Origin of the sequence: Thalassotalea sp. PS06 (assembly GCF_007197775.1) — a bacterium.
Classification (GTDB): Bacteria; Pseudomonadota; Gammaproteobacteria; order Enterobacterales; family Alteromonadaceae; genus Thalassotalea_A.
Map to the genome: position 1 here is coordinate 2,033,786 of NZ_CP041638.1, position 24,086 is coordinate 2,057,871.

Below are 24,086 nucleotides of genomic sequence, written 5' to 3' on the forward strand. Positions count from 1 at the left end.
CACCCTACCTCAGTTTTAATCGGTTAAGCAAAAACTGCCGTAACGTTTCATCTAACGGCTGCTCAATAATGCAAGGGTGAACATGGATACCGAGTTGGCTCATGCGTTGCTCAATATTATGCAAATAGGTTTGTTGACGGCTTAAAACTTCCGCTTTGATCTGTTCAGCATTTAATACCTTGTGTTGACCTGTTTCCGGGTCTTCGAACCGTATCAGCCCCTGATAATCAAAGTTGAGTTGTTGCTGGCTTTGTAACTGAAATACGATCACTTCACGATTTTGACCCGCCAGGCTTTCAATGAAATCGGCGATTTCTTCGCTTTGCTGACTAAAATCCGTGACCAGTACGATCATATTGGCACTGAGAATTCGTGATAAATCCTGTTGAATGTCTCCGGGAAATAGGCCCTGACATTCAATTTGAGCCAGCGCTATCATCAAACGCTGTAAGTGTCGCTGACTGTTTTGCATCGAGGTATCGAGTTGCGTCACTGAATTTCGGGCTGACAGACTAACACTATCGCCTTGATGCTGAGCAAGATAGGCAAGGGTTGCAATCAGCATTCTGGCATAGTCAATTTTACGGATACCGTTGTCAGTGCCACCCGCATCAGCGGATATCGACATTGAAGCGCTGCTGTCACAGATAAACTGTATATTGATATCCGATTCCCGCTCAGCTTGACGAATAAAGTATTTGTCGGAACGGGCAAATAACTTCCAGTCCAATTTTGCGAGATCATCACCGGGCTCATAAGCGCGATATTGACTGAATTCGACACCGGTGCCGCGCATCATGCTCATGTGTGGCCCTTGCAAAAAACCATGGGCTAAGCGTTTGGCGATTAATGGTAAATCACCAAGTTTTGCAAGAATTTGTGGATCTAATAATGCCGACATAAAACAGATGCTATTTCACTAGCTCAATGCTGCTTCAGGCTGCGAGGTATTATCCAATAGAACCTGAATGATATCGTCACTACTAATACGCTGAGCTTCGGCCTGGAAGTTCAACACCAGGCGGTGTCTTAACACAGGACGGGCAACAGCCTGAATATCCTGCATGGTTACCGAGAACTCACCACGCAAAATAGCATGGGCTTTTGCGCATAACACCAGCGCCTGACTCGCACGAGGTCCTGCGCCCCAGCTGACATATTGTTCAACCTCGGAAATGGATGAAGATTGAGGTCGCGAGCCCTGAACTAAAGAGGCGGCGTAAGACATTAAAGGTTCAGAAATATTGACCGCTCGGGTAACGGCCTGAAGTAACAAGATATCCTGTTGGCTGATAACTGGCTCGACATTGGCATTTACACTGCCAGTTGTACGTTTAAGAATTTCCAGCTCTTCATCGAAGTTTGGATATGCAACACGTACAAACAGCAAGAATCGGTCTAACTGAGCTTCGGGTAAGCTGTAGGTACCGGCCTGCTCTACCGGGTTTTGTGTAGCCAATACGAAAAATGGTTTTGGCAATTCATAGTGTTTACCGGCAAACGAGATACTGCGTTCCTGCATCGCTTCTAACAACGCTGATTGAGTTTTTGGCGGGGTACGGTTAATTTCATCGGCTAACAGGATTTGCGTGAAGACCGGGCCTTGTTGAAATTTAAAGAAACGATCGCCACTGGCATGATCGGTTTCTAAGATCTCGGTGCCGATTATGTCTGAAGGCATTAAGTCCGGGGTAAACTGCACCCGGTTAAAATCAAGATCCATGGTTTTCGCGAGCGTCGAAATCAATAAGGTTTTAGCCAGACCAGGAACCCCTTCCAGCAAACAGTGGCCTTGCGCCAATAACGCAATCAACACCTGGTCAATAACCTGATGCTGACCAACGATAACCTTGGATAGTTGTTGTTTAAGTTCATCTAGTTTCACCAGAGTCTGTTGAATTTGCTGCTCATTCATATCTTCTGGCAATGTCGCAGTTTCTATAGTCATTCTTGTTCCTGTACCTTCTGGCTGTAACTTTGTTATTGATAGTTACGCGGTCATTGCGTACATAACGATATTTACGGCAAACTTTGTGTTATCGACTCTAAGCCAACGTTTATTGCGAAAATCGTAATCCCATTCACAACCAAAATCTTTGTTTGAATACAACACACCGATGCGGCCGTTAATTACGATTGCCTTTAAATAATTGTGAACCAGATCATCGCCCCAGCCATTGAGTTCAACTGACGTTCTTGGCGGTCCGTCAAATTCAAAAAAGCTCGAATATATGGGGTGGTCGTTGGCGATTTTATGTAGCGCTTCGTCACCAAAAAGTTGGGCCATCTGGCGCTCAAAACTACGGGCAAACATGCCGTCGATGTCATGATTACAATCATCGACAAAGACAAAACCACCCTGCTCTACATAACGTTTGAAGTGATCCGCTTCCTGTGGCGTAAACTGCACCAGTCGATGTCCTGACAAATAGCAGAACGGTGATTGCAACATTTGCGGATCAGACAAAGGAATAACCCGCTCTCGCAAGTCGACCCGCAAACTGGTGTATTCAATGAGCGAATTTAATATGTTGGCGGGCATCCGCTCATCCACTTCCCAATTTCCGGATTCATAGCTTAAGCGGGTAAAGAAAAAATCGTATTTTTCGTCATTGGCTTGGGCAAAGGCGATTTTCGGCAACGCCATTGAGGCCGCGAGGGAAGAAATAGAAAGCAGAAATTGTCGTTTATTCATTGCTCTTTAACAGGCATAAGCGCCAGCAAATGCTGGCGCTAATTAGTCGGTTTATTAATAAACCTTATACGGCATCGGATAAGCTACTGAAGGTAAAGTCGCGGATCTTCATTGGCGGCACCATGCTGCCATTGATACGCTGCGGTTCACCAAGCGCTTCGATGTTGTTTAGCATCACAATCGGACTTTCGTTGAAACGGAAGTTCTTAATTGGATACTTAATTTTACCATTTTCAATATAGAAGGTTCCGTCACGGGTCAAACCGGTATAAAGCAAGGTTTGCGGATCCAGCGGACGAATGTACCAAAGACGGGTCACTAAAATACCGCGACGGGTATTTTTGATCATATCTTCAAGAGATTCGTTACCACCTTCCATGATGTAGCCATTAGGGCTAGGCACATAGTCCTTGCCACTTTTCTTCGCCCAGAATGGAGAGTTTGGCATATTGGCAATAACGCCATCTTTTACCCAGTCCATGCGTTGTAATGCATGGCCATTACCAGCAAATGGTGCCGTTGGCGCAATCTCGTGTTGAGGGTCGGAATAGATATTTACTCGCTCATCAAACATTTTCTGACCAAGTTTATTCTTCGGCCCTTCCTCGCCTTCTTTCAGCTTATTGCTCAAGAAGCTTCGACCTTCATCGGCACTACGTTGATCGAAAGCGTTCATCATATTGCCTAACAAACCAACGCTCGCGGCTGGCTCTAAGATTACCGTGTATTTACCTGGCTCCAGCTCTTTTGCATCCACCGAATCCATGGCTTTTTGAATGGCAATTTCTGAAGCTTTCTTGGTATCCATCAAGGCGTAATCGGTATAATCACGGGTTGCCCAGCCAGAACCTTTGCCATCTTCGGTACGAATGGTTACCGAGAAATCGACGTTTGAAGATTTGTTATAAGCGAACAGACCTTTGTTGTTCATGATCGCAGCAAAGCCAACCGTCTCCTCCAAAAAGCCGGAAGATACCAATTTACTCTTCTTCGAAGGTTGAATGGAATCATCGGCAGCCTGAGCACGATCCGCTGGCGTTACATTTGCCGTTGAATCAAAGTAAGTTTTTGATTCCAGGTACTTTTGCTTCCCAAATACTGGCATATGCTCAGGGTTTTCCGGAGCAAGTTTTGCCAATTCTTCAGAGCGCTGTACCACTTTCTGCAACGAGGCATCATCGAATTCATTAATGGTTGCTACACCAGTACGCTTACCAAAAGAGGACTGTACCGCAAGCACCAAATCACTTTGCTCACCCGCCGTGGATACGGTGTTACGGGCATAACGGATGTTACCGCCAACCTGACCATTCAGGTTACATTCTATTTCATCGGCCTTTGAAAACCCGATGACTTTAGTCAGCAATTCTTTTGCCTTTTGTTCTGTTAAAATTGTCATGGACATATTCCTTACAGTAGTTCGTCGTCAGGGCCGAGGTTAAACCTTACGGGCCGTGTTGATTACATTGATGTTATTAAAGCGTGTGGTTGGGCAACCGTGGGATACGGCACTAACCTGGGACGGTTGTCCCTTACCATCAAAGAATGAACCACCAAGACGATAATCAGACTTACCGGCTAGTTGGGCACAGGAATTCCAGAACTGTTGAGTATTTGACTGATACGCCACGTCTTCAATCTGCTCAGTAATCTTACCGTCTTTAATTTCGAAGAATAACTGACCGCCGAACTGGAAGTTATAACGTTGTTGGTCAATGGAGAATGAGCCACGACCAGCAATAAAGATGCCATTCTCAACGTCTTTAATGACGTCATCTGCAGAAAGATCTTTTTCATTAGGTTTTAAAGAAACATTAGGCATACGCTGGAACTGGACATCGCGCCAGCTTTGCGAATAACAGCAGCCATGTGATTCTTTTTGGTCAATCATATGAACCTGATCACGGGTTGCCTGATAGTTTACGAGGACACCATCTTTAACCAGATCCCACTCTTTGGTTTTAACCCCTTCATCATCATAGGCGACATGACCTAACGAACCTTCCTGAGTTTTATCAGCAAACAGGTTAACGATATCTGAACCGTACTGGAACTTACCACTGCGCCATTTATCTAAGGTTGCGAAACTGGTACCAGCAAAGTTCGCCTCATAACCAAGAACTCGGTCAAGCTCTAGCGGGTGACCAACCGATTCATGAATGGTTAACATCAAGTGTGCCGGATCCAGTACCAGATCGTATTTACCTGGTTCAACCGATTTAGCTTTCAATTTAGCCTGTAGCTGCTTACCGGCGGCGGCAGCATCTTCAACCATGTCGTACGAGTTCTTGTAGCCAATACCTGCACCGGCAATTTCAATCTTGTCTTCTTTGCGACCGTCAAGGTATTCAAAACCCATGCCCACTGGGTTACCCAATGCCGCACGTTGTTTAAAACCACTTTTACCGACAGCGGTGGCAAAAAATGGTGCCCATAAACGATGTACATCCTGATCAATGTAAGAACCGTCTGTGGATGCAAAGTATTTTTGCTCATTAACCAGGAATAAAATCGAGGTAATGTAGTTAGCGCCATTGGTTAGCGCCGCGTCATTTACGGAGAGTAATAAGTCGACTTTGTCTTTGATTGGTACTTCAAAGGCATTTTTCTTGATAGGCGTTTGCCAGCTTACATCGCCAACACCTTTAACCGGTGCCAGTTGTACAGGCGCGGTCTGAAACTTAGAGTTTGCCATGGCAACCGCAACCGCTTGTTCTGCGGTTTTAGCAATGCTATCTGGTGTCATGTTAGAAGTTGATGCAAAGCCCCAGGTACCGTTGGCGATGACGCGAATACCAATACCGGCTGACTCTGTATTTACAATGTTATCAACCACACGCTCTTTGGTGGTAACAAATTGGTTCAAATAACGACCAATACGGGCATCAGCGTAAGTAGCACCCTTGGCTTTCGCTGCATTTAGTGCGATGTCGGCTAACTTTTTCTTGTAAGCCACATCCATGGGTTTATCTAAAAGCTGTTCTGCCGATACCGCAACGCCAGACAGTGGCAGGGTTAGAGCCCCCATACCGACACCGCCGAGCTTGATAAAGTCACGTCTTTGCATCAATTCTTCCTCTGATCTATCTGTTTTAGTTACCTTTTTAATCAGTCGAGGGATCAAAACCCTGACTATAAAGGTCGATTAGCCTTGATACTTTATAGCAAAATGTTACCAGCCATTAATACTATTTTTTCAAGATTGTAACTGAATGTAACAATTTAAATCCTTTGCCATTTCTCACTTCTTTAGTTGCGACAGGCCCCGTGCTATGATTGCCGCCAGTTTTAAAATGAGCATTCAGGGAAATAAGTTTATGAAAATTGTTTCATTTAATATCAATGGGCTACGAGCACGTTTACATCAGTTGCAGGCGCTCATCGATAAGCACCAACCAGACGTGATTGGTCTGCAGGAAATCAAGGTGCATGATGAAGCATTCCCATTGGCAGATGTTGAAGCCATGGGCTATCACGTTTACTTCCATGGCCAAAAAGCCCACTACGGTGTTGCCATGCTTTGTAAAAAGCCGGCGAAAAAAGTACTGAAAGGCTTTGCTACTGATACCGAAGAATCACAACGTCGGATGATCACCGTTACCACGGAAGATGATAATGGCAACGACGTTACTGTGATGAATGGCTATTTTCCGCAAGGCGATAACATTAGCCATGAAACCAAATTTCCTTACAAGCGCCAGTTTTACAAAGATTTGATGACTCATTTAAATGAGAACCATGACAATTCAGAACAAATCGTGGTGATGGGTGATATCAACATCTCACCAACAGATTTAGATATCGGTATTGGCGAAGTAAATCGTAAGCGCTGGTTAAAAACCGGCAAATGTAGCTTTCAACCGGAAGAAAGAGAATGGTTGGCTACCCTGCTAGACTGGGGGTTTGTCGATACCTTCCGTCAACTAACGCCAGAAGCAACCGAGCGTTACTCATGGTTCGATTATCGCTCCCGTGGTTTTGACGATAACCGAGGCCTGCGTATTGATGTTGTGTTAGCAACGCCTGCTCTTGCAGCAAAATGTGTAGAGTCAGATATCGATTATGAACTGCGCGGCATTGAAAAACCGTCAGATCATGCGCCTATCTGGGCAACATTCGAGAACTAATTGGAAGTAAGACTGTGATGCCAACCGACGCCGAGTATCTTTGTCCACTGTGCAAAACCTCACTGCACCTGCAGGATAGAACCTTCAAGTGCAGTAACAATCATAGCTTTGACATGGCCAAAGAGGGTTATGTCAATCTATTACCCGTGCAGTTCAAACACTCTAAAGATCCTGGTGATAACAAACAGATGGTTAATGCGCGCCGGGCATTTTTGGAAAAAGATTACTATCTGCCGTTGCGGGATAAGTTGATCAACAGCTATCAACAATATGCTCAAGATAAAAGCGGTAATGTTGTTGATATCGGTTGCGGCGAAGGTTATTACACCAGTGCTCATAAGTCTGATAAAACCCGGGTTTACGGTATGGATATCGCCAAAAATGCCATTCGTATCGCTGCCAAGAAATACAAGGATTGTCATTTTAGTGTGGGTTCGGTTGCCCAACTCCCCTTCGAGGATGAGAGTATTGACTGGGCTTATTCGATATATGCGCCAATTAAAGTAACTGAGTTTCATCGCGTCATTAAGAAAGACGGTTATCTGCTGGTGGTATCTCCCGGAAAACGACATTTGTGGCAGTTGAAATCGTTAATTTACCGAACCCCGCAGGAGCATGATGAAACCATGGTGCAGATGCCAGGTTTTGAGCTTATTGAAGAAAATCACCTTGCATATGAAATGGATTTGGAACCTGTGGAGGATAGATTTAACTTGTTATCGATGACGCCATTTGCCTTTAAAACCTCAGAGGCGCTGACTCAGTCGTTAGAAAACAATCCGACTTTCATTTGTGATACAGACTTTATCATCCGCTTGTTCAAGCGAACCGAGTAAAGTTTTGGAAAACAGGGCGTGAGTAGAACAACGATGAAACGCTAAGGTTTAATGCTTCATCGTTTTGTAGGAATAATCCAATAATTTTGCCAAGTCCATAAAACTTGGTTTCACTTTCTTGAATTTCACTGCTGGCTCTTTCGTAGCACTTTGCTGAATGCGCTCAACACCCTGCATGTACCAGGAAGCCAAAGAAGGAGGTAGTGATTGCTTCGATTGCTTCGCCATGAACAACAGGGCTTGCGCAGGCAATGAAGCGATAAATAACGCGTAAACAGATGTGGTGTTCAAAAACTCGCTACCAAACGCCATAATGGGAATTAGCATCACCAGGATTGCTAATGGCAAACAATACTTCTTGGTAAATCGCGTCGCCACGACCCCCTGATATTGAGAGAAATAGCGTCCTAGTTCGGCTCTTTGAGGCCAAAGATTCACGTACTCATTTCCCAATTTGAGCTGCTGCATTAAGCTACTATTCATCATCACCCATTCACTGAAAATTGCGGTCGGAAATCAAGATGAGGCTCCGAGTTGGCCCCCATCATTACCTTTAATAGTACATGATATGACAGATAAAGTTGATAAATAGTTGCACCTTAACCTGTTGATAGCGAGATAAATTCGCCTGAAAAGCCTTGTCACCGTCCGAATTTATTCACGATTTTGTGGATAAATCTAATGAAGATGACAGTTGTAATCATTTGTACGAATTGCAATCAACAGGATAAAACCAACTAAACCAACAGCTTACGAGTTATACCATAGCTTGTTCACAAGTCTACCCACAGTAGATGTGGATAATTACCATCTCAACTAACAAGTACGTAACCGTTAATAAAAAGTTCAGTTGCATTTCCTCTGCAATCCAGAAACAATTAATGCATTGTTGCGCCCTAGCTTATTATCATGACAAAACAAACCCTAGAGTTACTGGACGAATTGTTCAGCATTCACAGTTTCGAACAAGACTCCCCTATCCCAAACGAGGTGTTCTCTGCCTCCGTATTTTTCATCGCCAAAACTTACGAAGAACTATCGGTTGTCGTTCCCAATACGGTGGCATTGGATAGTCAGGAAGTAGAGAACGATTGGCGGGCTTTGGAAGTGTTAGGGCCGCTGGGTTTTTCATTAACCGGTATTATGTCAAATATATCCGGCGTACTTGCGGCTGAACAAATCAGTATTTTTGCAATATCAACTTTCGATACCGATTACATTTTAATTAAGCAGGATAAAGTGCAGCAAGCCATCAACGCCTTGCGTGCTGACGGCTACATGGTGATCCAACCCTAGAAACGCCAGCCTACGTTTAAATAGATCAGTTCATGACTGTGTTCGATGTCATAAACGTAATCCGCGCCTAAATAGATGCCGTTGCTAAATTGATAGTGATATCCGGTTTGAAGCAGGTAGTCTTCAAATCGGTCATAGTCGCCAATTTCAATCGTATGATAACCTACACCAAGATGCCAGCGTTGGGTGATAAACCAGTCCGCTGACACGCCGAATTCATCGTGGGAACTACTAAACTCGAGCTCACCGAATACACGCTCCACAGATTGGGAAGTAATATCGTAATATCGGAACATGCCCGAGAAGTTAATACCTTGTTGTTCACTCAGTTTTAAATAATGACTCGCTTCGACACTATAAATATAGGATTTCGATTTGCCGGATTCGAAATAAAGAGTATCGGCCAGGCTTAAAGAATTTGATGCGATACCACTAAGCCCTCTAAGGCGTTCTCGATAAGGTCCACCTGGCGCAAGAAGAATTGTGCGTAAATATTCGCCTTCAGCGCCTGCTTCAGAACTTCGATCGTCATCTTCAAGATAATCTACAGCTACATTAATTTTGGTGTAATCGCCAAAATAATATCCGCCGTTGATTCGATAGCTCAACGCTCCAGCTTCTTGGCCGTTCCAGTGATCCTTGGTGTCAAAATAACTAAGCTGTCCCCCGATAAACCAATTGTCATCAATGATGTATTCTCCTGATAAGCCGGAGTATTTATCAGACAGCTTGTCCATCCATGAACCATTGATGTAACTCTTCTTCGCTAACTGATTAACAAGAGCAACGGGGACCGTTTCGGTTGAGACCTGATCAAAATAATACCGGTAGTTAATCACCTGAGTGTTATCAGATTCAAAGAGAGAGCTAAACCCACTACTAACATTGTGATAACTCAATTGATGTTGAAAACTGGAAGAAGTAGATTCTTCTGCGTTAGCCGAAATCGCTAGCGGCAAAGAGGATAATAGCGCGACAGGCGCCAAAGCATGTTTAAATGTTTTCATTATTTTCCTTAATGTCATCATGTTCACAGTCCATTGGGGGCCATAAAACTACGAAAAACTTAATAGCAGCAACAATAAAAACTTAATAAACAGCAAGTTACAATATTCTTCAGGTATAAAATATGGACATTTCTACAAATCAGGAACAAGAAAATTTGCTACAGCTTATTACTGCGAAGCCACCAAGAATATGGTTTAATAAAGCCAGTCAAATCAAACAACAAGAGCTGTAAGGAACTATGAAACAACCTGTCGTCTATGGTATCCACAATTGTGACACCGTGAAAAAAGCCCGAAAATGGTTGGAGCAAAACGGCATTGATTACCAATTCCATGATTTACGAAAAGATGGTGTTAGCGATGAACTGATTCGCGAATTTGTTGAAGGTAATGAGTGGGATAAATTACTGAATAAACGCAGCACGACATTTCGCCAACTTGAAGACGGCGTTAAAGCTCAACTTGAAACCAGCGCTGGTGCAGCCGTGCTTGTCGAGCACCCCACCTTACTGAAAAGACCTCTGTTAAAAACCGACGGTCAGTTTCACTTAGGCTTCAAAGCCGATCAGTATCAGGATATTTTCGCCAATGAGTAATCTACCCGATGTGATTGAACTGGCCTGTGATCTGATTTCCCGCGAATCTGTCACCCCTGAAGACGCCGGTTGCCAGGAATTAATGGGCAGCCGACTCGCAGCCGTAGGTTTTGAAAACGAATCTATGGTCTTTGCAGATACCATCAATATGTGGTCGCGCCGCGGTACAGAAAAGCCGGTCTTCTGTTTTGCTGGCCACACCGATGTGGTGCCGACTGGCCCTCTGGAAAAGTGGAACACACCGCCATTTGAACCAACCATAAAGGATGGTATTTTATATGGTCGCGGGGCCGCGGATATGAAAGGCTCTTTGGCGGCGATGGTGGTTGCAACTGAGCGTTTTGTAAAAGACTACCCAGATCACAAAGGCTCGATTGCATTTCTGATTACCAGTGATGAAGAAGGCCCGTTTATCAACGGCACAACTCGGGTTATTGATACCCTTGAAGCCCGTAACGAAAAGATTGACTGGTGTATCGTTGGTGAGCCATCAAGCACCAACGAAGTTGGAGATATCGTTAAAAACGGCCGCCGCGGCTCAGTTACCGGCGATTTAACCGTTCATGGGGTTCAAGGCCACGTAGCCTATCCTGAATTGGTGAAAAACCCAATTCATCAGGCAGCACCTGCTCTTGCAGAATTAAGTCAGACGGTTTGGGACCATGGCAATGATTACTTCCCACCAACCAGTTTTCAGTTATCAAATCTGAATTCCGGTACTGGCGCTACCAATGTTGTTCCGGGCGAGCTACATGCCATTTTCAACCTGCGCTACTCTACTGAAATCAATGACCAGCAAATTATTGACAGAGTTACCGCAACCTTAGATAAGCATCAACTGGATTACGACATAAAATGGACCTTCAATGGCAAACCATTTTTGACCGATGAAGGTGAGCTGTTAGCTGGGGTGACGAAAGCAATTAAAACATCCAATGGCTTGGATACTACGCTATCTACTGCCGGTGGTACGTCAGACGGCCGCTTTATTGCACCAACCGGTGCACAAGTGGTTGAACTAGGCCCATGTAACGCCACCATCCACAAAGTTAACGAAGAAGTGAGATGTGACGCGTTGGAGCAACTAACCGACATGTACTATCACACGCTAGTAAATTTATTGGCGAAATAATATGACCCCGGAACAGCTGACTGGACAGGTTCAGGATCACATCGAGTTTATTCAGGAGCATATTGGCCTGCATAAACAGGTCGTTGAGCCTTTTAAAGCGATGCAACAAGCCGCGGCGAAGGACGGCTTTAATCTGCAAATTGTCAGTGCTTTTCGTTCTTATGAACGTCAGTTAGGTATTTTCAATGCCAAGCTTGATGGTCAGCGCCCGGTTCTTGATATCAATAATTGCCTGGTGGATATGCAAAGCCTGGCAATTGAAGATCAGGTTCATGCCATATTGCTCTACTCTGCTCTGCCCGGAGCAAGTCGTCATCACTGGGGCACTGATATCGACGTCTTTGATCCCGAACTTTTATCCGGCGAAAAACTTCAGCTCGAACCTTGGGAATATGAACGCGGCGGACCTTTGGCACCGTTAAATCAGTGGCTTGAAAACCATTGTCAGCAGTTTGATTTTTATCGCCCATATCAGACATACCAGGGAGGCATCGCGCCAGAGCCCTGGCATCTGTCTTATCGCCCTTTGGCAGAAGTGTTCGAGCAACAAATGGATATTGATGTCCTCAACCAGTGTTTGACTAATAAACCGACAACAGCATTTGAAACCGTTGCAAAGTTATTACCTTCGATAGTTGCAAGGTATGTTAAAATAACCGCTTGAACATTAAATTTACGAATATACAGAGAATAGAATGAGTACCTGGTTAATCGTTGTTATTATCGTCCTTGGACTGGCGATCATTATTGGTAATCTATCGATGCTGCAAAAAAGTGCCCATCCGATTCGCCAGAAAAGTCTAAATGATTTGCAAGAAACCCTGCCCCGCGCCGGAGAGAAGAAAAAAACTGCAGAATCTGAGATTCGAGACAAATAAATCGGTCTCCCTAAATCCAAAAATTCCCATAAAAAAAGCCGACTATTGAGTCGGCTTTTTTGGTGATTTTGCAATGATGATTAATCGAATGTCAGAGCGCTGGACATGATATCAAAGTTGTTTTCCAGCACAGATTCACTAAGCACCTGCTGCTGGTCGTTGAAGATAGTCAACAGTGTTTTGCCATTTTGACGCTCAAGATGGAATTCATAACTACCATCTTCTAACTCAATTACGCCAACATCTTCACCCCAGATGCCATCCCAAAGGCTTGGATCGTTGCGCTCATAGCTCACCATATAGACAAACTTAGACTCGTCGAGGTCCGTTACTGAAAAGTTATACTTTTCGAAAAACTCAGGCAATAATTCCCAGAACTCCTGCTGCGGATAATCAACCAGGTATGCAGCCTTGCCATCTGTATCTGAACTCATCGAAACGACTTTACGGTTAGCACGAGCCAGACGTTGATCTCTCAGGCTTAGGCGATATTCATAATCAATTTGCGCGGAGATGGCATTAATCATTGCCATTTCTACACGTTGCTGCTCAATCGGATCGATTTTACTGGTGTTACCGGATTTGTAGTCAATCAAATCGACATTTAAGCCAATGCTACGACCGTGCGGCTTAGTAACCAGAGAATATTTAAAACGCCAGCTCTCTGAAGTTTCAACATCTTCCCATAACCAGAAGCCACTTTTGGTTTCCTGATGGAACCAGTCAGATTCTAACTTAGTACCTTGCTTAGAGGTTAAATCTACACCTTCTTCCGCAAGATAGTTCTCTATGGCGCCGACAACAACCTCTTGTAAATCGCTGTCATCATCAATTTTGTCGAACCAGATCTGTGCCGATTTATCAAATTCATCAACGCGGCTGCCAGATGCTAAGGCTAACACTAAAGAAGGAGCGCGAATGTCCAGCTCTTTACCTACCGGGCCAGCAGTCCCTTGTAATGAAGGTACGTTGTACTCAGACTCTTTTGCTGGCTGGGTAAGATTATCGGGCACGATTAACGCTTGCGGTACGTCCTCATTGACGTAATCAAATTCGCCTTTTGCCTGCTTGCGTGTTTCTACTGTGCTACAGGCACTCACTGCCAAGGTCAGTAGGGAAATATAAAAAGTACGGCGATTCATTAAAACTCCTGATGAATAAAGCCTGCAATTACTTGCTGTTCTTGCTTGTTATATATAGGTATCAGCTATCATCGATATAGGCTGCTTACTTTACCACAAACCACAGTAAGTGAAAGCCCTAAGAAAACAACAAAATGGATAATTACAGCCTTCTCTGTCTTATTCTTATCTTCAATGCTGAAATTTGACGTATTCCTACACAAATAGTTCCCCTGCCAATTGAAAACTCACCTCGCATTTCAGCCTACGGCGGTTTAGGTCACGATATCCTTGTAAAACTAAGATTAAACAATCCATTCGTCCCGCCAATAGTCTTAAGAACAAACACTTAGAATGTTCAATAATCCGTTTCACAGGAGCAATCTTCTACCTTAGTTGATATACTGTTTACCAATTATTAACGAGTTAAGCTGCTTATACGATTTATGAAACAAAGTCTGGTGTTCACCGCCATTGGCAAAGACAAAACCGGCATCGTCAGTGAATTAACGAAGCTGGTATGGCAATTTGGCTGTAACATCGATGACAGTCGCATGGGTATCTTTGGCGACCAGTTTTCTATTATCATGTTGGTATCTGGCACTAAGTCTGCAATTAATCAATTGGAAGTCAGGCTGCCGCTACTCGCCCACTCGATGCAGTTGTTAACCATCATCCAACGTACTCATTCTTTGGGTATGGAACTAAGCGACGATCAGGTTACCGTAGAATTTAGCGGTAAAGATGCTCCGGGAATTTTAAAAGAAGTTACCGAATTTTTTGCTCGCCGTGATCTCGATTTAATTTCCCTTCGTTCCAAAGCTGACAAGCGAACCGAGAAAATATCCTCACAACTGATATTTAAGCTCAGTGACGAGATCAGTCTCGAAACACTCAAACCCGAATTCAATCATTTATGTGAACAGTTATCTATTTCTGGAAAGTTGCTTCACATCTGACATTAACAGGCCCTAAATTAAGGAACATTACATGGTTAGTCCATTACAGGTTGGCGACAAAGCGCCTTTGTTTACCTTACCCGACCAAAATAACAATCCAGTATCTCTGGCCGACTACATCGGCAAGAAAAAGGTATTGGTATACTTTTACCCGAAAGCCATGACACCAGGTTGCACCGTGCAAGCGCAAGAGCTTAGAAACCACAAAGCAGAGTTTGATAAATTAGATACCGTGGTTTTCGGAATCAGTCCGGATGAAGTGAAACGACTTGATAAGTTCTGTCAGCGTGACGAATTGAACTTCACCTTGTTATCCGATGTTGACCATAAAGTTGCGGAAGACTTTGGTGTTTGGGGCCTGAAAAAGTTTATGGGTCGTGAATACGACGGTATTCACCGCCTGTCATTTTTAATTGGCCTTGACGGCAATATCGAAACCTTATTCGATAAATTCAAAACCAAAGATCACCACCAGGTGGTTTTAGATAGTTTGAACGCGTAATTAAAAGTAATAAAAACGCGTTGAGCAGAGCATGCTTAACGCGTTTTTTTGTATTTAAATTAGATTGGCTTATTCTACCACCAAGTCATCAGATTCTGACGTTGAAGGCCAGGCGTTGATCACCGCTTTAACCAGGGTCGCCAGCGGAATAGCGAAAAACACGCCCCAAAAGCCCCATAACCCTCCGAATAATATCACCGCGATAATAATCGCCACTGGGTGCAGATTTACCGCTTCAGAGAACAAGAAAGGTACTAAGATATTGCCATCAACCGCCTGAATAATGCCGTACCATAGCAGCAGATAACCGAATTGAGCGCTAAAGCCCCATTGAAATAAGCCGACCAGACAAACCGGAATGGTTACCACCGCAGCGCCCACATAAGGGACTAATACGGACAAACCGACCAAAGACCCAAGAAGCACAGGGTATCGCAACCCGAGTAGTACAAATATCACCGTTGCAGCGATACCGATAATAATGATCTCTAGCACTTTGCCGCGCACATAATTGTGAATTTGCTGATGCATTTCCGCACCAACCTGAGCCGTTAAGCGACGTTCTTTGGGTAAAAAACGAATCGCGTTGGCTAACATTTCATCCTTATCCTTAAGGAAGAAAAACACCATTATTGGTACCAGGATCAGGTAGATCAACAAGGCGACAATGTTCGATAGCGAATTAACCGAAGCTTCGAGGATAATTTGTCCCCACTGCAGCAGCTTTTCTTTCATTGAGCCAATTAACGTGTCAATTTGCGATTCAGTGACAATTTCCGGATATTCCTCAGGCAGGGTCATCAAATAGCTATTCCCCTTGCTGATCATATTCGGCACTTCCTGAATCAGGTTGCTTGTCTGTTGCCAAAGCACAGGCACTAAACCGAATATGGCCGTAAAAGCGACAATACAGAATACCAGCATCACCAGTAATACCGATTGATTCCGATTCATACCGATTTTCATCACCCGTTGCACCGGTTGTTCAAGTAGAAACGCGATCGCTATTGCCACCATGATCGGCATTAACAGATCAGAAAAGAAATAGAGTAGCGCGAAAGAAATTGATATGAATAAAAACAGGGTTACGGCATGAGGATCGGCGAACTTTTCCTTATACCACTGGGCGATATAATTAAACATCGTGCTCTCTCTTTGTAATGATTATTTCCATGACCTCGGTTTGTTGAGGCGTAATAGCAAATTCGAAACCTGTAGCGGATAGCCATTTCGGGATATCTCGTTGCGAACTGGTATCAGTTATCAACAGTCGCATTTTCTGCCCTGATGTTAACTGTCGCAGGCAAAGCTTGGTTTCGATCAACGGGCGAGGACATTTCCATTTTCTGGCGTCGAGCTCTAAGGCGATTAACAATCAAACCTCCTGACACTGTATATCATTTGATTTGCCTTTGAAACGCCAATATTATCAATATGCTGCAGAGAATAAAACCACAGCTTCCCTGCCGGAGAAATTATTCGTCCAATAATTGTAATCTCTAGCCATATCAGCGAATATATCAGGTCAATGGCTAGTGTAATTCGTCTGCCCCCGTTGAACTATCCGAGTTGCAAGTGCTCTAAGGATTGTTGATCGGTGTAATGGTGGTAGTTAGGATATTAATGAAAATTACCTATAAAAAGACCAAAGTTTTAATCGCCAGCGCCCTAATGGCAATGGCATTGAGTGGTGCTGGAAATTCACTCGCTCAGGACAATAAAAATCAGTTGCCGGAAATCGGCACGTCTGCAGTTTCTACCCTTTCCCTGGACAAAGAACGAAATATTGGTGATGCGATGATGCGCCAGGTTCGGGCCAGTATGCCGCTAATTCAGGACCCTGTTTTAATTGAATATATAAATCATTTAGGCAATTCACTGGTGAGAAATGCTGATGATGTAAATTACCAATTTGATTTCTTTTTAGTCAATAACAAAGAGATTAACGCCTTTGCTTTTTTCGGTGGACATATCGGTGTGCATTCGGGCCTGTTAACCATGGCCGATAACGAAAGTGAACTGGCATCGGTTTTAGCGCACGAGATTGCCCACGTTACCCAACGTCATTTGGCTCGAAAACTTGAGGCGCAATCGCGCAATCAGCCCTGGAGCATCGCCGGTATGATTACCGGGGTGCTGCTGGCGTTGGTAAATCCTGAGGTCGGCATGGCAGCGCTTTCCGCAGCAAATGCCGCAGGCGCGCAGGCGAGCATTAATTATACCCGCAGTAATGAGAAAGAAGCTGACCGAGTTGGCATGTCTATCCTGGCCAATAGTGGATTCGATCCAAATGGCGCGCCGGATTTCTTCAAAAAAATGCAGGCAAAATATCGTTATACTTCGAAACCACCGGCAATGCTACTAACTCACCCGTTACCAGATTCTCGTATCACCGATTCCCGTAACCGGGCGCAGATGTATCAAAGTCGTCTGCTACCAGCCAGTCTGGATTTTGAATTGGCGAAAGCCCGGTTAAGAGCAAGATACAGCGGCGATGCCAAGCGAAATATCAAAACTTTTGCAGCGGAACTGAAAAAAGACAAATATCAACGTATTGAAGGTGCTCAATATGGATTGGCGTTATCGTATTTTGCAGACAAACAATACATGGAAGCCGAAGAACTTTTGACTGGACTGTTAGAAAAGCATCCGAATAACCTGTTCTTCGTCGATGCGTTAACCGACACTTATTTGGAACAGAAAAAGTACGATAATGCGCTTACCATGCTGGAAAAGCTTAACCAGCTTAAGCCGAACAACCAGGTGGTAACGCTAAACTACGCCAATAGTGCAATTTACGCTGAGAAGTATGATTTAGCCACCAATTTGCTGCAGGATTTTCTGATTTTAAATCCTGGTCATTTTATTGCTTACGATTTGCTTACCGAGTCCTATCGCAAACAGGATAAACCTTCACAAATGCATGCCAGCCAGGCTGAAGTTTATGCGTTACTTGGTCTTTATCCAAAGGCCATCGATGAATTACACACCGCTTACAATTATGCCGACGAACAGTCTTTGATGAAAAAACGCATTAAGGCTCGCATTGTGCAGTTTCAGGAACGTGAGAACCAATTGAAACGTTTATAGGTGGGCTGATCTGAAAGCGATATCCCCTTCGTTAAATTATTGAAAGAGAAAACTATGAGTCAATACACGATTTACCATAACCCAAGATGTTCCAAAAGCCGCCAGACTCTGCAGCTTTTGGAAGATGCCAACGTTGACGTGAATATCGTCGAGTATTTAAAAACTCCTTTAAACAAAGAACAGCTCATTGAGTTAGGGCAACTGCTCAATGTAGAGCCTTTGGCGATGATGCGTCCGAAAGAGGCTGAGTTTAAAGAGCTGGGTTTATCGAAAGACAGTAGCGCTGACGCCTTGCTTGATGGCATGGTAAAAGCTCCAAAGCTTATCGAGCGCCCGATTGTCGTTCATGGCGATAAAGCCTGTATTGGTCGTCCTCCGGAAAATGTATTGGCCTTAATTGAGCAGTAATTTAGAACCTATTATGAGTAAACAGACTTTTTCAACGCCAATGTTAAAGCGCATGGCACTGACCGGTTACTTTGGTCTGCTGGTTTTTATGCCATTATGGTTGATCGTACTTTCTCCGAGTGAAGGTTTGTCACCGTTATTGTCAGTATCCATGTTTGTGATCCCCCTTTTGTTTCCGCTACCAGGGTTAGTGAAAGGCAATCCATATACTTTCGCCTGGGCGAATTTCATTGTCATGATTTATTTCCTGCACTCACTAACCACCCTTTGGGTATCGCCTGAAGAACGCTGGCTTGCAGCAATAGAACTGGCATTAGCCAGCCTTATGTTTTTTGCTGGTACCTATTACTCGAAATATAAAGGCCAGGAACTGGGTCTAGGATTAAAGAAAAATCGTAAAGAAAAGAATAACTGAGGTAATTGCAGCAATGAAACTCTCTCGATCAGCTTTACTTTGTGTCACGGCTCCCCTGCTCTACGCTTGTGGCGGTGGTGGCGATTCCGATGGTGACGGCTTTATCCCACAGGATCCGATCACCGGTGATAACATAGTATTGAATGACACAGTTATTGCGCGAGGCAGTGCGATTGAGCTAGTTTTAGTGCTGAACAGAAACGACGTATCGAATATTCGCTGGCAACAAACCAGCGGCGCCAACGCTACCTTAGTTCACACCGAAGGCAAGGTGTTGGCATTCACCGTCCCCGAAGCAGGTGATTACGCGTTTCAGGTTAGTTTCCAGAGCGATGGCCAAACCTATCAGGATAACGTGAGCTTCTCCGCTACATCTGACACCCCAACATTAGTCGCCAGATTAGGGCACAGTGTGGTTGAAGGTGGCGGTGTTTCGTTAAGGGCATTTTTACCGGATGCATTTGATGGACAAGATGTTAGCTGGCGTCAGATATCTGGACCAAGCGTAAGCTTTGATAGTAGAAATGAGAGCTCACGAGTAGCAATTTTCAATGCCCCTCAGGTGACTCAAGATACCGTTATCGAATTAGAAGCTGAAGTTACCGACCCAGACAATGGTAATGTTTATACTGATACCGTTTCGGTATTGGTAGAAAATACTGCCGGCATCGCCAATAACGCTTACTTTGATGATGAACCGCTAGCTAAAGTATTCCCATACAACAGTTTAAGCCCATACAGCAATGACCTGGTTGAGTGTGTTTATTCGAACCAGCTAACCAGTTCCTGTCGTTTTTCGCAGTTACCTTTGTTAGCTCAGGACACTTTAGATCCAACGATTGACGACATTATGGACAGGGTTGTGGTCTCCCATCGCTGGATGGGTGACAGGTTTAAACAATACCTCGAAGCCTACGATAACTTTAACGATTTTAAAAACCTCCTAAGAGCAACCACCGCCGTCGTAATCTCATACGACGTTCGCCCCTCTTTCTACTGGACAGCAACTGGTGCCATATATCTCGATCCAAATTCCCTTTGGTTGACCGCCGATGAACGCGATACCATCAACGAAGCACCGGATTATAGGGCAGACTTTGGTAATGACCTGCAGTTCGTGTTGCCATGGCGCTACACTAAAGATAATGAATACGTGAGCTTTTTTGTGAACCCAGGTGACAGGGAAGACCGGCCGCTGCTCGATATCAAGTACGATTTGGCTGATTTGCTCTATCACGAATTGGGACATGCTAATGATTTTCTCAGTCCTGCAGACTGGTCATCGTTTTCCAGTTCAACTCGGGTTGTCGATGCAGCCAACCAAAATAGCGAGATATCCGATCGACTTGATAATATTTACCCTCTTCTGAGCCAGGAAATGTTGGGCCTTGCCGAAGTGCGCTTTCTCGGTGCTCAGGCCAATGCTACACAACGAGCGTATTTGCCCGCGGATGTGGCAGAATTTTACAAAAATGATTTCGCTAATGATTTCTACAACTACACCACAACGAGAGAAGATTTAGCAATTCTTTTCGAAGAAACCATGATGGCGCTGCGCTACGGTGTGCGCCGCGATACCGCGGTAACCAATCAGCCTCAAGGCGATAACATTACCGGTAATGACTACATCGTTAGTTGGGGACAACGCGGCCGGGTTGCGGTCAATGATATTCTGCCAAGGGCCATTTTTGTCACCGAGCGTCTACTGCCTGAGTTTGATATCAACAACCGCGCCGATGATTTATTACCACCGGTGTTGATGACGCCGGGACTATCGTGGATAGAAAACCTGGCGTTGACGCCTGCCAATGGCGAACAACTGAGAAGTCGTCCAGAAGCGTTTTCGACTTTTGGAAGCAAACAGCCGGTGCTGTTCCAGAATTATGAGCCGCATCTTCGTGCCGATCCGGAACAATAGATGCTTGAAAATTGATTTAAAGAAGGCCAGTTTTACTGGCCTTTTTTGTATTCGTAATAATGTTTGAATGCTATTAGTGTAATGACGCAACGGAAAGCAGAAAAACGAAGTTTCGTCATACCTCAGGCGTCTGGTATCTCTCATGTTTGATTACGCTAAAGGCTTAGATTCCGGTTCGTAGACCGGAATGACGTTGAAAATGCGGATTCGATTTTTTGCCTGGCAACCCTGTTTCGTCATACCGGAGGCGTCTGGTATCTCTCATGTTTGATTACGCTAAAGGCTTAGATTCCGGTTCGTAGACCGGAATGACGGTTTATATACTCCTGAATGACGCTAGGGATTTGGAGTCCGGTTCGTGGACCGGAATGACGCAAGAAGCTTAAGTTGAAGTTTAGTGGCCGGAAAGACGTTGAACGTCGGGTTTGGCCTTCTTAGCCTAAAACCACCATTCCGTCATACCTCAGGCGTCTGGTATCTCTCATGTTTGATTACGCTAAAGGCTTAGATTCCGGTTCGTAGACCGGAATGACGTTGAAAATGCGGATTCGATTTTTTGCCTGGCAACCCTGTTTCGTCATACCGGAGGCGTCTGGTATCTCTCATGTTTGATTACGCTAAAGGCTTAGATTCCGGTTCGTAGACCGGAATGACGGTTTATATACTCCTGAATGACGCTAGGGATTTGGAGTCCGGTTCGTGGACCGGAATGACGCAAGAAGCTTAAGTTGAAGTTTAGTGGCCGGAAAGACGTTGAACGTCGGGTTTGGCCTTCTTAGCCTAAAACCACCATTCCGTCATACCTCAGGCGTCTGTTATCTCTTGATATTTGATTACGCTAAAGGCTTAGATTCCGGTTCGTAGACCGGATTGACGTGAAGGATCAGATTCCGGTTCGTAGACCGGAATGACGTGAAGGATCAGATTCCGGTTCGTAGACCGGAATGACGTGAAGGATCAGATTCCGGTTCGTGGACCGGAATGACGTGAAGGATCAGAGTCCGGTTCGTAGACCGGAAAGACGTTGAAAATGCGGATTCGATTTTTTGCCTGGCAACCCTGTTTCGTCATACCGGAGGCGTCCGGTATCTCTCGTCAGGAATTACTTCAAAAGCGTGCTTTTAATAAAAGGGATGGTAATCTTGCGCTGCTCACGAATCGAAGCTTTATCAAGCGTATCCAGGCTATCAATTAAAGACGCCATATCACGGGATAATCGGTTGATCAGGTAACGAGCCGTCTCCTCATTCAAATCAATACCTCGAAGCTTTGCCCGCATGATTAAGGCTTTCGCTTTTTCAGCATCATTCAATGGCTTTGCCTGATCAACCATGCCCCAGGTGATTCGAGACAGTAAATCCGGTAAGCCTATACCCAATTGTGCTGCACTGTCATTACCGCTAAGAATAATTTTTTTGTCGTTTTCGATAACCCGGTTATACAAATCAAAGATGGCTCGCTGCCAACTATTTGAGTTAGCAATCAGCTGCATATCATCAAGACAGATCAAATCCACTTGTTCAAGATCGGTGAGAACTTCCACCGACATATCGACCAGTTCCGCCAACGGCAAACAAACAGAGCTAAGGCCCTTCTGACTTGCATAAGCACAACTTGCGTGTAACAAATGGGATTTACCAACACCGTTTTGTCCGAACAGATAAAAACCATTGGTGCCTTGATTGTTGCCTTCAATAAAACCTTGAAGGTTGGCGATCAATGATTGCTGCTCTGAACAATAAAAACTCTTAAAGGTCTCATCGTCTGGTAAATGAACTGCCAACGGCAGCTGATTGTATTTCGACATTAACCCTTCCAAATAAACCGGCTGACTTGCTCGGATTGGTCACGTTCTAATGGATCAGTGCCCTCAACCAGCTTACCTTCAAGCCTTAATGCCTGTTTGATTGCGGCTTCACTGGATAACAAAGACAAATTAAATAGCATTTTCTGCCCTTCAACAGAGACAAGTTGCACGCTGGAAACCTGAGTCAGGCTCTGCAAAAACTCTTTCACTTCTTTGAACGTAGACATGGAGTCAACATTGAGAATTTCAATCTGTGTCGAGTTATTCGCCTGGGCCGATACACTGTAAGAGTTTTGCTGATACAAAGACTGGGCGATACCACTGGCTGCATTTTCCAGTAAAGCATCCTTGTCAGTTCCCTGGTAGCGCTTTGAAGAGCGTCCACCATTAACAAATAATGTCCAGTCGAGTACTTTAGCGTCGCTGTTAGCTTCACGGCTCTGTCTGTCGACGAGCGAAGAATCTGACAGACGAATGACCGCAATGGCTTCGGAATTATAACGACTCGACGCCTCGGTTAGTGGGCGTTGGAAACGGCCCCACACATCACCGGTGGATACTTCCATCGCATCGGTTAAGTCCATCAATGGAAAGTTAACGGGCAGACCGTAAGTGGAAGCCTGGCGTTTAAACGCTGCCACCATAGGTTCAGGAGAAGAGTCAGCGACAATCGAGCGGCGATTGCCATTTTCTTCGATTAACCAAACGGTAATCAAAGGACGATGTTTACCCCAGATCCCAACCTGTGCTTTTTGCAGCAACAGATTGACTTTATCCTGATCAAAATCGGCAACAAGATATACTTGACGATCCTGCTGGGTGTAACTGAATTGACTGAGGTAGTTATTTGGACGACGTAATGCAGAAATTAATGTTGCATTATTGGCAACGGACTCACTGCCAGCAATTTTAACCAGAACTTGACGAAAGGCACTACGTACCGCTTCATTACGGGATTGGGAAGATTGGCTAGGCACACTCACTTGCCCCTGGTACAGATTATCAACCTGAACGGCTTGACTGGTACCTGCACTCAGGCCAACTAGCAAAAGACTTACCGCAACGCGCTTATACAAATTTTTTATCATTTTCATAGGGCGAATATTATCATAAAGACCAAGAATTTAACCAAGAAAAGAAAATATTTTCTCACAGAGATTTTAACCACGGCGCTGCACTGGTAGAATAACCGCAATTTTTACCAGTGTAACCAGGGGGCTGTTGAACTTTGTTGTTTGTTTTAACTGCAAACTGATGGCGATTTAGACAAAATTCATCGTATTTCGCGAATGGATATAC

General features: G+C 44.5%; 25 protein-coding genes. 13 read left to right on the plus strand and 12 right to left on the minus strand.

Annotated elements, in window-relative coordinates; all coding sequences use genetic code 11:
- Positions 1-4 precede the first annotated feature (4 nt).
- From FNC98_RS09060 to FNC98_RS09080, 5 genes are all read right to left on the minus strand, one after another.
- Positions 5-901 carry a DUF58 domain-containing protein gene (locus tag FNC98_RS09060; protein ID WP_143580924.1) on the minus strand — a complete coding sequence of 299 codons (897 nt, stop codon included), beginning with the start codon at positions 899-901 and terminating at the stop codon, positions 5-7.
- 18 nt (positions 902-919) lie between these two features.
- The gene (locus FNC98_RS09065) at positions 920-1,948 is read right to left on the minus strand and encodes an AAA family ATPase (protein WP_260680330.1); all 1,029 of its coding nucleotides are present in this window, start codon (positions 1,946-1,948) and stop codon (positions 920-922) included.
- A gap of 42 nt (positions 1,949-1,990) precedes the next feature.
- A complete protein-coding gene (locus tag FNC98_RS09070) occupies positions 1,991-2,647 on the minus strand; it encodes a DUF4159 domain-containing protein (protein WP_260680655.1) in 657 nt (218 codons plus the stop codon).
- 112 nt (positions 2,648-2,759) lie between these two features.
- Entirely contained in the window at positions 2,760-4,094 is a 1,335-nt protein-coding gene (locus FNC98_RS09075) for a TldD/PmbA family protein (protein ID WP_143580926.1), read from the minus strand.
- Between the two features lie 39 nt (positions 4,095-4,133).
- Positions 4,134-5,762: a TldD/PmbA family protein gene (locus tag FNC98_RS09080; RefSeq protein ID WP_143580927.1), complete on the minus strand. Its 1,629-nt coding sequence runs from the start codon at positions 5,760-5,762 to the stop codon at positions 4,134-4,136.
- A gap of 250 nt (positions 5,763-6,012) precedes the next feature.
- Between FNC98_RS09080 and xthA the strand changes: the two genes are divergently transcribed.
- A complete protein-coding gene (xthA, locus tag FNC98_RS09085) occupies positions 6,013-6,822 on the plus strand; it encodes an exodeoxyribonuclease III (RefSeq protein ID WP_143580928.1) in 810 nt (269 codons plus the stop codon).
- A 17-nt stretch (positions 6,823-6,839) separates the two neighbouring features.
- Entirely contained in the window at positions 6,840-7,658 is an 819-nt protein-coding gene (gene rlmA / locus FNC98_RS09090) for a 23S rRNA (guanine(745)-N(1))-methyltransferase (RefSeq protein ID WP_144035519.1), read from the plus strand.
- Between the two features lie 48 nt (positions 7,659-7,706).
- On the opposite strand, the gene yfbV is transcribed toward rlmA, so the two are convergent.
- Positions 7,707-8,144 carry a terminus macrodomain insulation protein YfbV gene (yfbV, locus tag FNC98_RS09095; protein ID WP_143580929.1) on the minus strand — a complete coding sequence of 146 codons (438 nt, stop codon included), beginning with the start codon at positions 8,142-8,144 and terminating at the stop codon, positions 7,707-7,709.
- A 423-nt stretch (positions 8,145-8,567) separates the two neighbouring features.
- Here yfbV and FNC98_RS09100 point away from each other — a divergent pair, with 423 nt between their 5' ends.
- The gene (locus FNC98_RS09100) at positions 8,568-8,954 is read left to right on the plus strand and encodes an ACT domain-containing protein (RefSeq protein ID WP_143580930.1); all 387 of its coding nucleotides are present in this window, start codon (positions 8,568-8,570) and stop codon (positions 8,952-8,954) included.
- Here FNC98_RS09100 and FNC98_RS09105 read toward each other — a convergent pair.
- On the minus strand, positions 8,951-9,961 hold the full coding sequence (locus tag FNC98_RS09105) for a hypothetical protein (RefSeq protein WP_143580931.1): 1,011 nt from the start codon (positions 9,959-9,961) through the stop codon (positions 8,951-8,953). The two genes, FNC98_RS09100 and FNC98_RS09105, sit on opposite strands and share 4 nt — an antisense overlap.
- A gap of 239 nt (positions 9,962-10,200) precedes the next feature.
- Here FNC98_RS09105 and FNC98_RS09110 point away from each other — a divergent pair, with 239 nt between their 5' ends.
- From FNC98_RS09110 to FNC98_RS09125, 4 genes are read left to right on the plus strand one after another with little or no spacing between them, the layout of a single operon-like run.
- The gene (locus FNC98_RS09110; RefSeq protein WP_143580932.1) at positions 10,201-10,557 is read left to right on the plus strand and encodes an ArsC family reductase; all 357 of its coding nucleotides are present in this window, start codon (positions 10,201-10,203) and stop codon (positions 10,555-10,557) included.
- Positions 10,550-11,689 (plus strand): succinyl-diaminopimelate desuccinylase, encoded by a 1,140-nt coding sequence (gene dapE, locus FNC98_RS09115; protein ID WP_143580933.1) that lies wholly within the window; start codon positions 10,550-10,552, stop codon positions 11,687-11,689. The genes FNC98_RS09110 and dapE overlap by 8 nt, the downstream gene beginning before the upstream one ends.
- Position 11,690: 1 nt before the next feature.
- Positions 11,691-12,353, plus strand: coding sequence for a M15 family metallopeptidase (locus FNC98_RS09120; RefSeq protein WP_143580934.1), 663 nt, complete (start codon positions 11,691-11,693; stop codon positions 12,351-12,353).
- 31 nt (positions 12,354-12,384) lie between these two features.
- The gene (locus FNC98_RS09125) at positions 12,385-12,567 is read left to right on the plus strand and encodes a DUF2897 family protein (protein ID WP_143580935.1); all 183 of its coding nucleotides are present in this window, start codon (positions 12,385-12,387) and stop codon (positions 12,565-12,567) included.
- A gap of 80 nt (positions 12,568-12,647) precedes the next feature.
- Here the strand turns inward: FNC98_RS09125 and bamC are convergent, their stop codons facing one another.
- Positions 12,648-13,709 carry an outer membrane protein assembly factor BamC gene (bamC, locus tag FNC98_RS09130; RefSeq protein ID WP_143580936.1) on the minus strand — a complete coding sequence of 354 codons (1,062 nt, stop codon included), beginning with the start codon at positions 13,707-13,709 and terminating at the stop codon, positions 12,648-12,650.
- Between the two features lie 425 nt (positions 13,710-14,134).
- Between bamC and FNC98_RS09135 the strand changes: the two genes are divergently transcribed.
- Together FNC98_RS09135 and bcp are read left to right on the plus strand one after the other, a co-directional pair.
- Positions 14,135-14,647 (plus strand): glycine cleavage system protein R, encoded by a 513-nt coding sequence (locus FNC98_RS09135; RefSeq protein ID WP_143580937.1) that lies wholly within the window; start codon positions 14,135-14,137, stop codon positions 14,645-14,647.
- A 31-nt stretch (positions 14,648-14,678) separates the two neighbouring features.
- Positions 14,679-15,149 carry a thioredoxin-dependent thiol peroxidase gene (gene bcp, locus FNC98_RS09140; RefSeq protein WP_143580938.1) on the plus strand — a complete coding sequence of 157 codons (471 nt, stop codon included), beginning with the start codon at positions 14,679-14,681 and terminating at the stop codon, positions 15,147-15,149.
- Between the two features lie 69 nt (positions 15,150-15,218).
- Here bcp and FNC98_RS09145 read toward each other — a convergent pair whose 3' ends face one another.
- Positions 15,219-16,292 (minus strand): AI-2E family transporter, encoded by a 1,074-nt coding sequence (locus FNC98_RS09145; protein ID WP_143580939.1) that lies wholly within the window; start codon positions 16,290-16,292, stop codon positions 15,219-15,221.
- A complete protein-coding gene (locus FNC98_RS09150; protein ID WP_143580940.1) occupies positions 16,285-16,524 on the minus strand; it encodes a sulfurtransferase TusA family protein in 240 nt (79 codons plus the stop codon). The genes FNC98_RS09145 and FNC98_RS09150 overlap by 8 nt, the downstream gene beginning before the upstream one ends.
- A 248-nt stretch (positions 16,525-16,772) precedes the next feature.
- Here FNC98_RS09150 and FNC98_RS09155 point away from each other — a divergent pair, with 248 nt between their 5' ends.
- From FNC98_RS09155 to FNC98_RS09170, 4 genes are read left to right on the plus strand one after another with little or no spacing between them, the layout of a single operon-like run.
- Positions 16,773-18,239 carry a M48 family metalloprotease gene (locus FNC98_RS09155; RefSeq protein WP_143580941.1) on the plus strand — a complete coding sequence of 489 codons (1,467 nt, stop codon included), beginning with the start codon at positions 16,773-16,775 and terminating at the stop codon, positions 18,237-18,239.
- A gap of 54 nt (positions 18,240-18,293) precedes the next feature.
- Positions 18,294-18,647, plus strand: a complete 354-nt coding sequence (gene arsC, locus FNC98_RS09160) for an arsenate reductase (glutaredoxin) (protein WP_143580942.1) — start codon at positions 18,294-18,296, stop codon at positions 18,645-18,647.
- A gap of 13 nt (positions 18,648-18,660) precedes the next feature.
- Positions 18,661-19,062, plus strand: coding sequence for a DUF2069 domain-containing protein (locus FNC98_RS09165; protein ID WP_143580943.1), 402 nt, complete (start codon positions 18,661-18,663; stop codon positions 19,060-19,062).
- A 13-nt stretch (positions 19,063-19,075) separates the two neighbouring features.
- Entirely contained in the window at positions 19,076-20,980 is a 1,905-nt protein-coding gene (locus tag FNC98_RS09170; RefSeq protein ID WP_143580944.1) for a hypothetical protein, read from the plus strand.
- 1,102 nt (positions 20,981-22,082) lie between these two features.
- Here the strand turns inward: FNC98_RS09170 and hda are convergent.
- Both hda and FNC98_RS09180 read right to left on the minus strand, forming a co-directional pair.
- Entirely contained in the window at positions 22,083-22,787 is a 705-nt protein-coding gene (hda, locus tag FNC98_RS09175) for a DnaA regulatory inactivator Hda (RefSeq protein WP_143580945.1), read from the minus strand.
- The gene (locus FNC98_RS09180; protein ID WP_143580946.1) at positions 22,787-23,881 is read right to left on the minus strand and encodes a DUF2066 domain-containing protein; all 1,095 of its coding nucleotides are present in this window, start codon (positions 23,879-23,881) and stop codon (positions 22,787-22,789) included. The genes hda and FNC98_RS09180 overlap by 1 nt, the downstream gene beginning before the upstream one ends.
- Between the last annotated feature and the right edge of the window lie 205 nt (positions 23,882-24,086).

What these genes read in the sequence shown, in the direction of transcription:
- FNC98_RS09060 (WP_143580924.1), bottom strand. Translation starts at nt 901, where the DNA reads ATGTCGGCATTATTAGATCCACAAATTCTTGCAAAACTTGGTGATTTA.
- FNC98_RS09065 (WP_260680330.1), bottom strand. Translation starts at nt 1,948, where the DNA reads ATGACTATAGAAACTGCGACATTGCCAGAAGATATGAATGAGCAGCAA.
- FNC98_RS09070 (WP_260680655.1), bottom strand. Translation starts at nt 2,647, where the DNA reads ATGGCGTTGCCGAAAATCGCCTTTGCCCAAGCCAATGACGAAAAATAC.
- FNC98_RS09075 (WP_143580926.1), bottom strand. Translation starts at nt 4,094, where the DNA reads ATGACAATTTTAACAGAACAAAAGGCAAAAGAATTGCTGACTAAAGTC.
- FNC98_RS09080 (WP_143580927.1), bottom strand. Translation starts at nt 5,762, where the DNA reads ATGCAAAGACGTGACTTTATCAAGCTCGGCGGTGTCGGTATGGGGGCT.
- xthA (WP_143580928.1), top strand. Translation starts at nt 6,013, where the DNA reads ATGAAAATTGTTTCATTTAATATCAATGGGCTACGAGCACGTTTACAT.
- rlmA (WP_144035519.1), top strand. Translation starts at nt 6,840, where the DNA reads ATGCCAACCGACGCCGAGTATCTTTGTCCACTGTGCAAAACCTCACTG.
- yfbV (WP_143580929.1), bottom strand. Translation starts at nt 8,144, where the DNA reads ATGATGAATAGTAGCTTAATGCAGCAGCTCAAATTGGGAAATGAGTAC.
- FNC98_RS09100 (WP_143580930.1), top strand. Translation starts at nt 8,568, where the DNA reads ATGACAAAACAAACCCTAGAGTTACTGGACGAATTGTTCAGCATTCAC.
- FNC98_RS09105 (WP_143580931.1), bottom strand. Translation starts at nt 9,961, where the DNA reads ATGAAAACATTTAAACATGCTTTGGCGCCTGTCGCGCTATTATCCTCT.
- FNC98_RS09110 (WP_143580932.1), top strand. Translation starts at nt 10,201, where the DNA reads ATGAAACAACCTGTCGTCTATGGTATCCACAATTGTGACACCGTGAAA.
- dapE (WP_143580933.1), top strand. Translation starts at nt 10,550, where the DNA reads ATGAGTAATCTACCCGATGTGATTGAACTGGCCTGTGATCTGATTTCC.
- FNC98_RS09120 (WP_143580934.1), top strand. Translation starts at nt 11,691, where the DNA reads ATGACCCCGGAACAGCTGACTGGACAGGTTCAGGATCACATCGAGTTT.
- FNC98_RS09125 (WP_143580935.1), top strand. Translation starts at nt 12,385, where the DNA reads ATGAGTACCTGGTTAATCGTTGTTATTATCGTCCTTGGACTGGCGATC.
- bamC (WP_143580936.1), bottom strand. Translation starts at nt 13,709, where the DNA reads ATGAATCGCCGTACTTTTTATATTTCCCTACTGACCTTGGCAGTGAGT.
- FNC98_RS09135 (WP_143580937.1), top strand. Translation starts at nt 14,135, where the DNA reads ATGAAACAAAGTCTGGTGTTCACCGCCATTGGCAAAGACAAAACCGGC.
- bcp (WP_143580938.1), top strand. Translation starts at nt 14,679, where the DNA reads ATGGTTAGTCCATTACAGGTTGGCGACAAAGCGCCTTTGTTTACCTTA.
- FNC98_RS09145 (WP_143580939.1), bottom strand. Translation starts at nt 16,292, where the DNA reads ATGTTTAATTATATCGCCCAGTGGTATAAGGAAAAGTTCGCCGATCCT.
- FNC98_RS09155 (WP_143580941.1), top strand. Translation starts at nt 16,773, where the DNA reads ATGAAAATTACCTATAAAAAGACCAAAGTTTTAATCGCCAGCGCCCTA.
- arsC (WP_143580942.1), top strand. Translation starts at nt 18,294, where the DNA reads ATGAGTCAATACACGATTTACCATAACCCAAGATGTTCCAAAAGCCGC.
- FNC98_RS09165 (WP_143580943.1), top strand. Translation starts at nt 18,661, where the DNA reads ATGAGTAAACAGACTTTTTCAACGCCAATGTTAAAGCGCATGGCACTG.
- FNC98_RS09170 (WP_143580944.1), top strand. Translation starts at nt 19,076, where the DNA reads ATGAAACTCTCTCGATCAGCTTTACTTTGTGTCACGGCTCCCCTGCTC.
- hda (WP_143580945.1), bottom strand. Translation starts at nt 22,787, where the DNA reads ATGTCGAAATACAATCAGCTGCCGTTGGCAGTTCATTTACCAGACGAT.
- FNC98_RS09180 (WP_143580946.1), bottom strand. Translation starts at nt 23,881, where the DNA reads ATGAAAATGATAAAAAATTTGTATAAGCGCGTTGCGGTAAGTCTTTTG.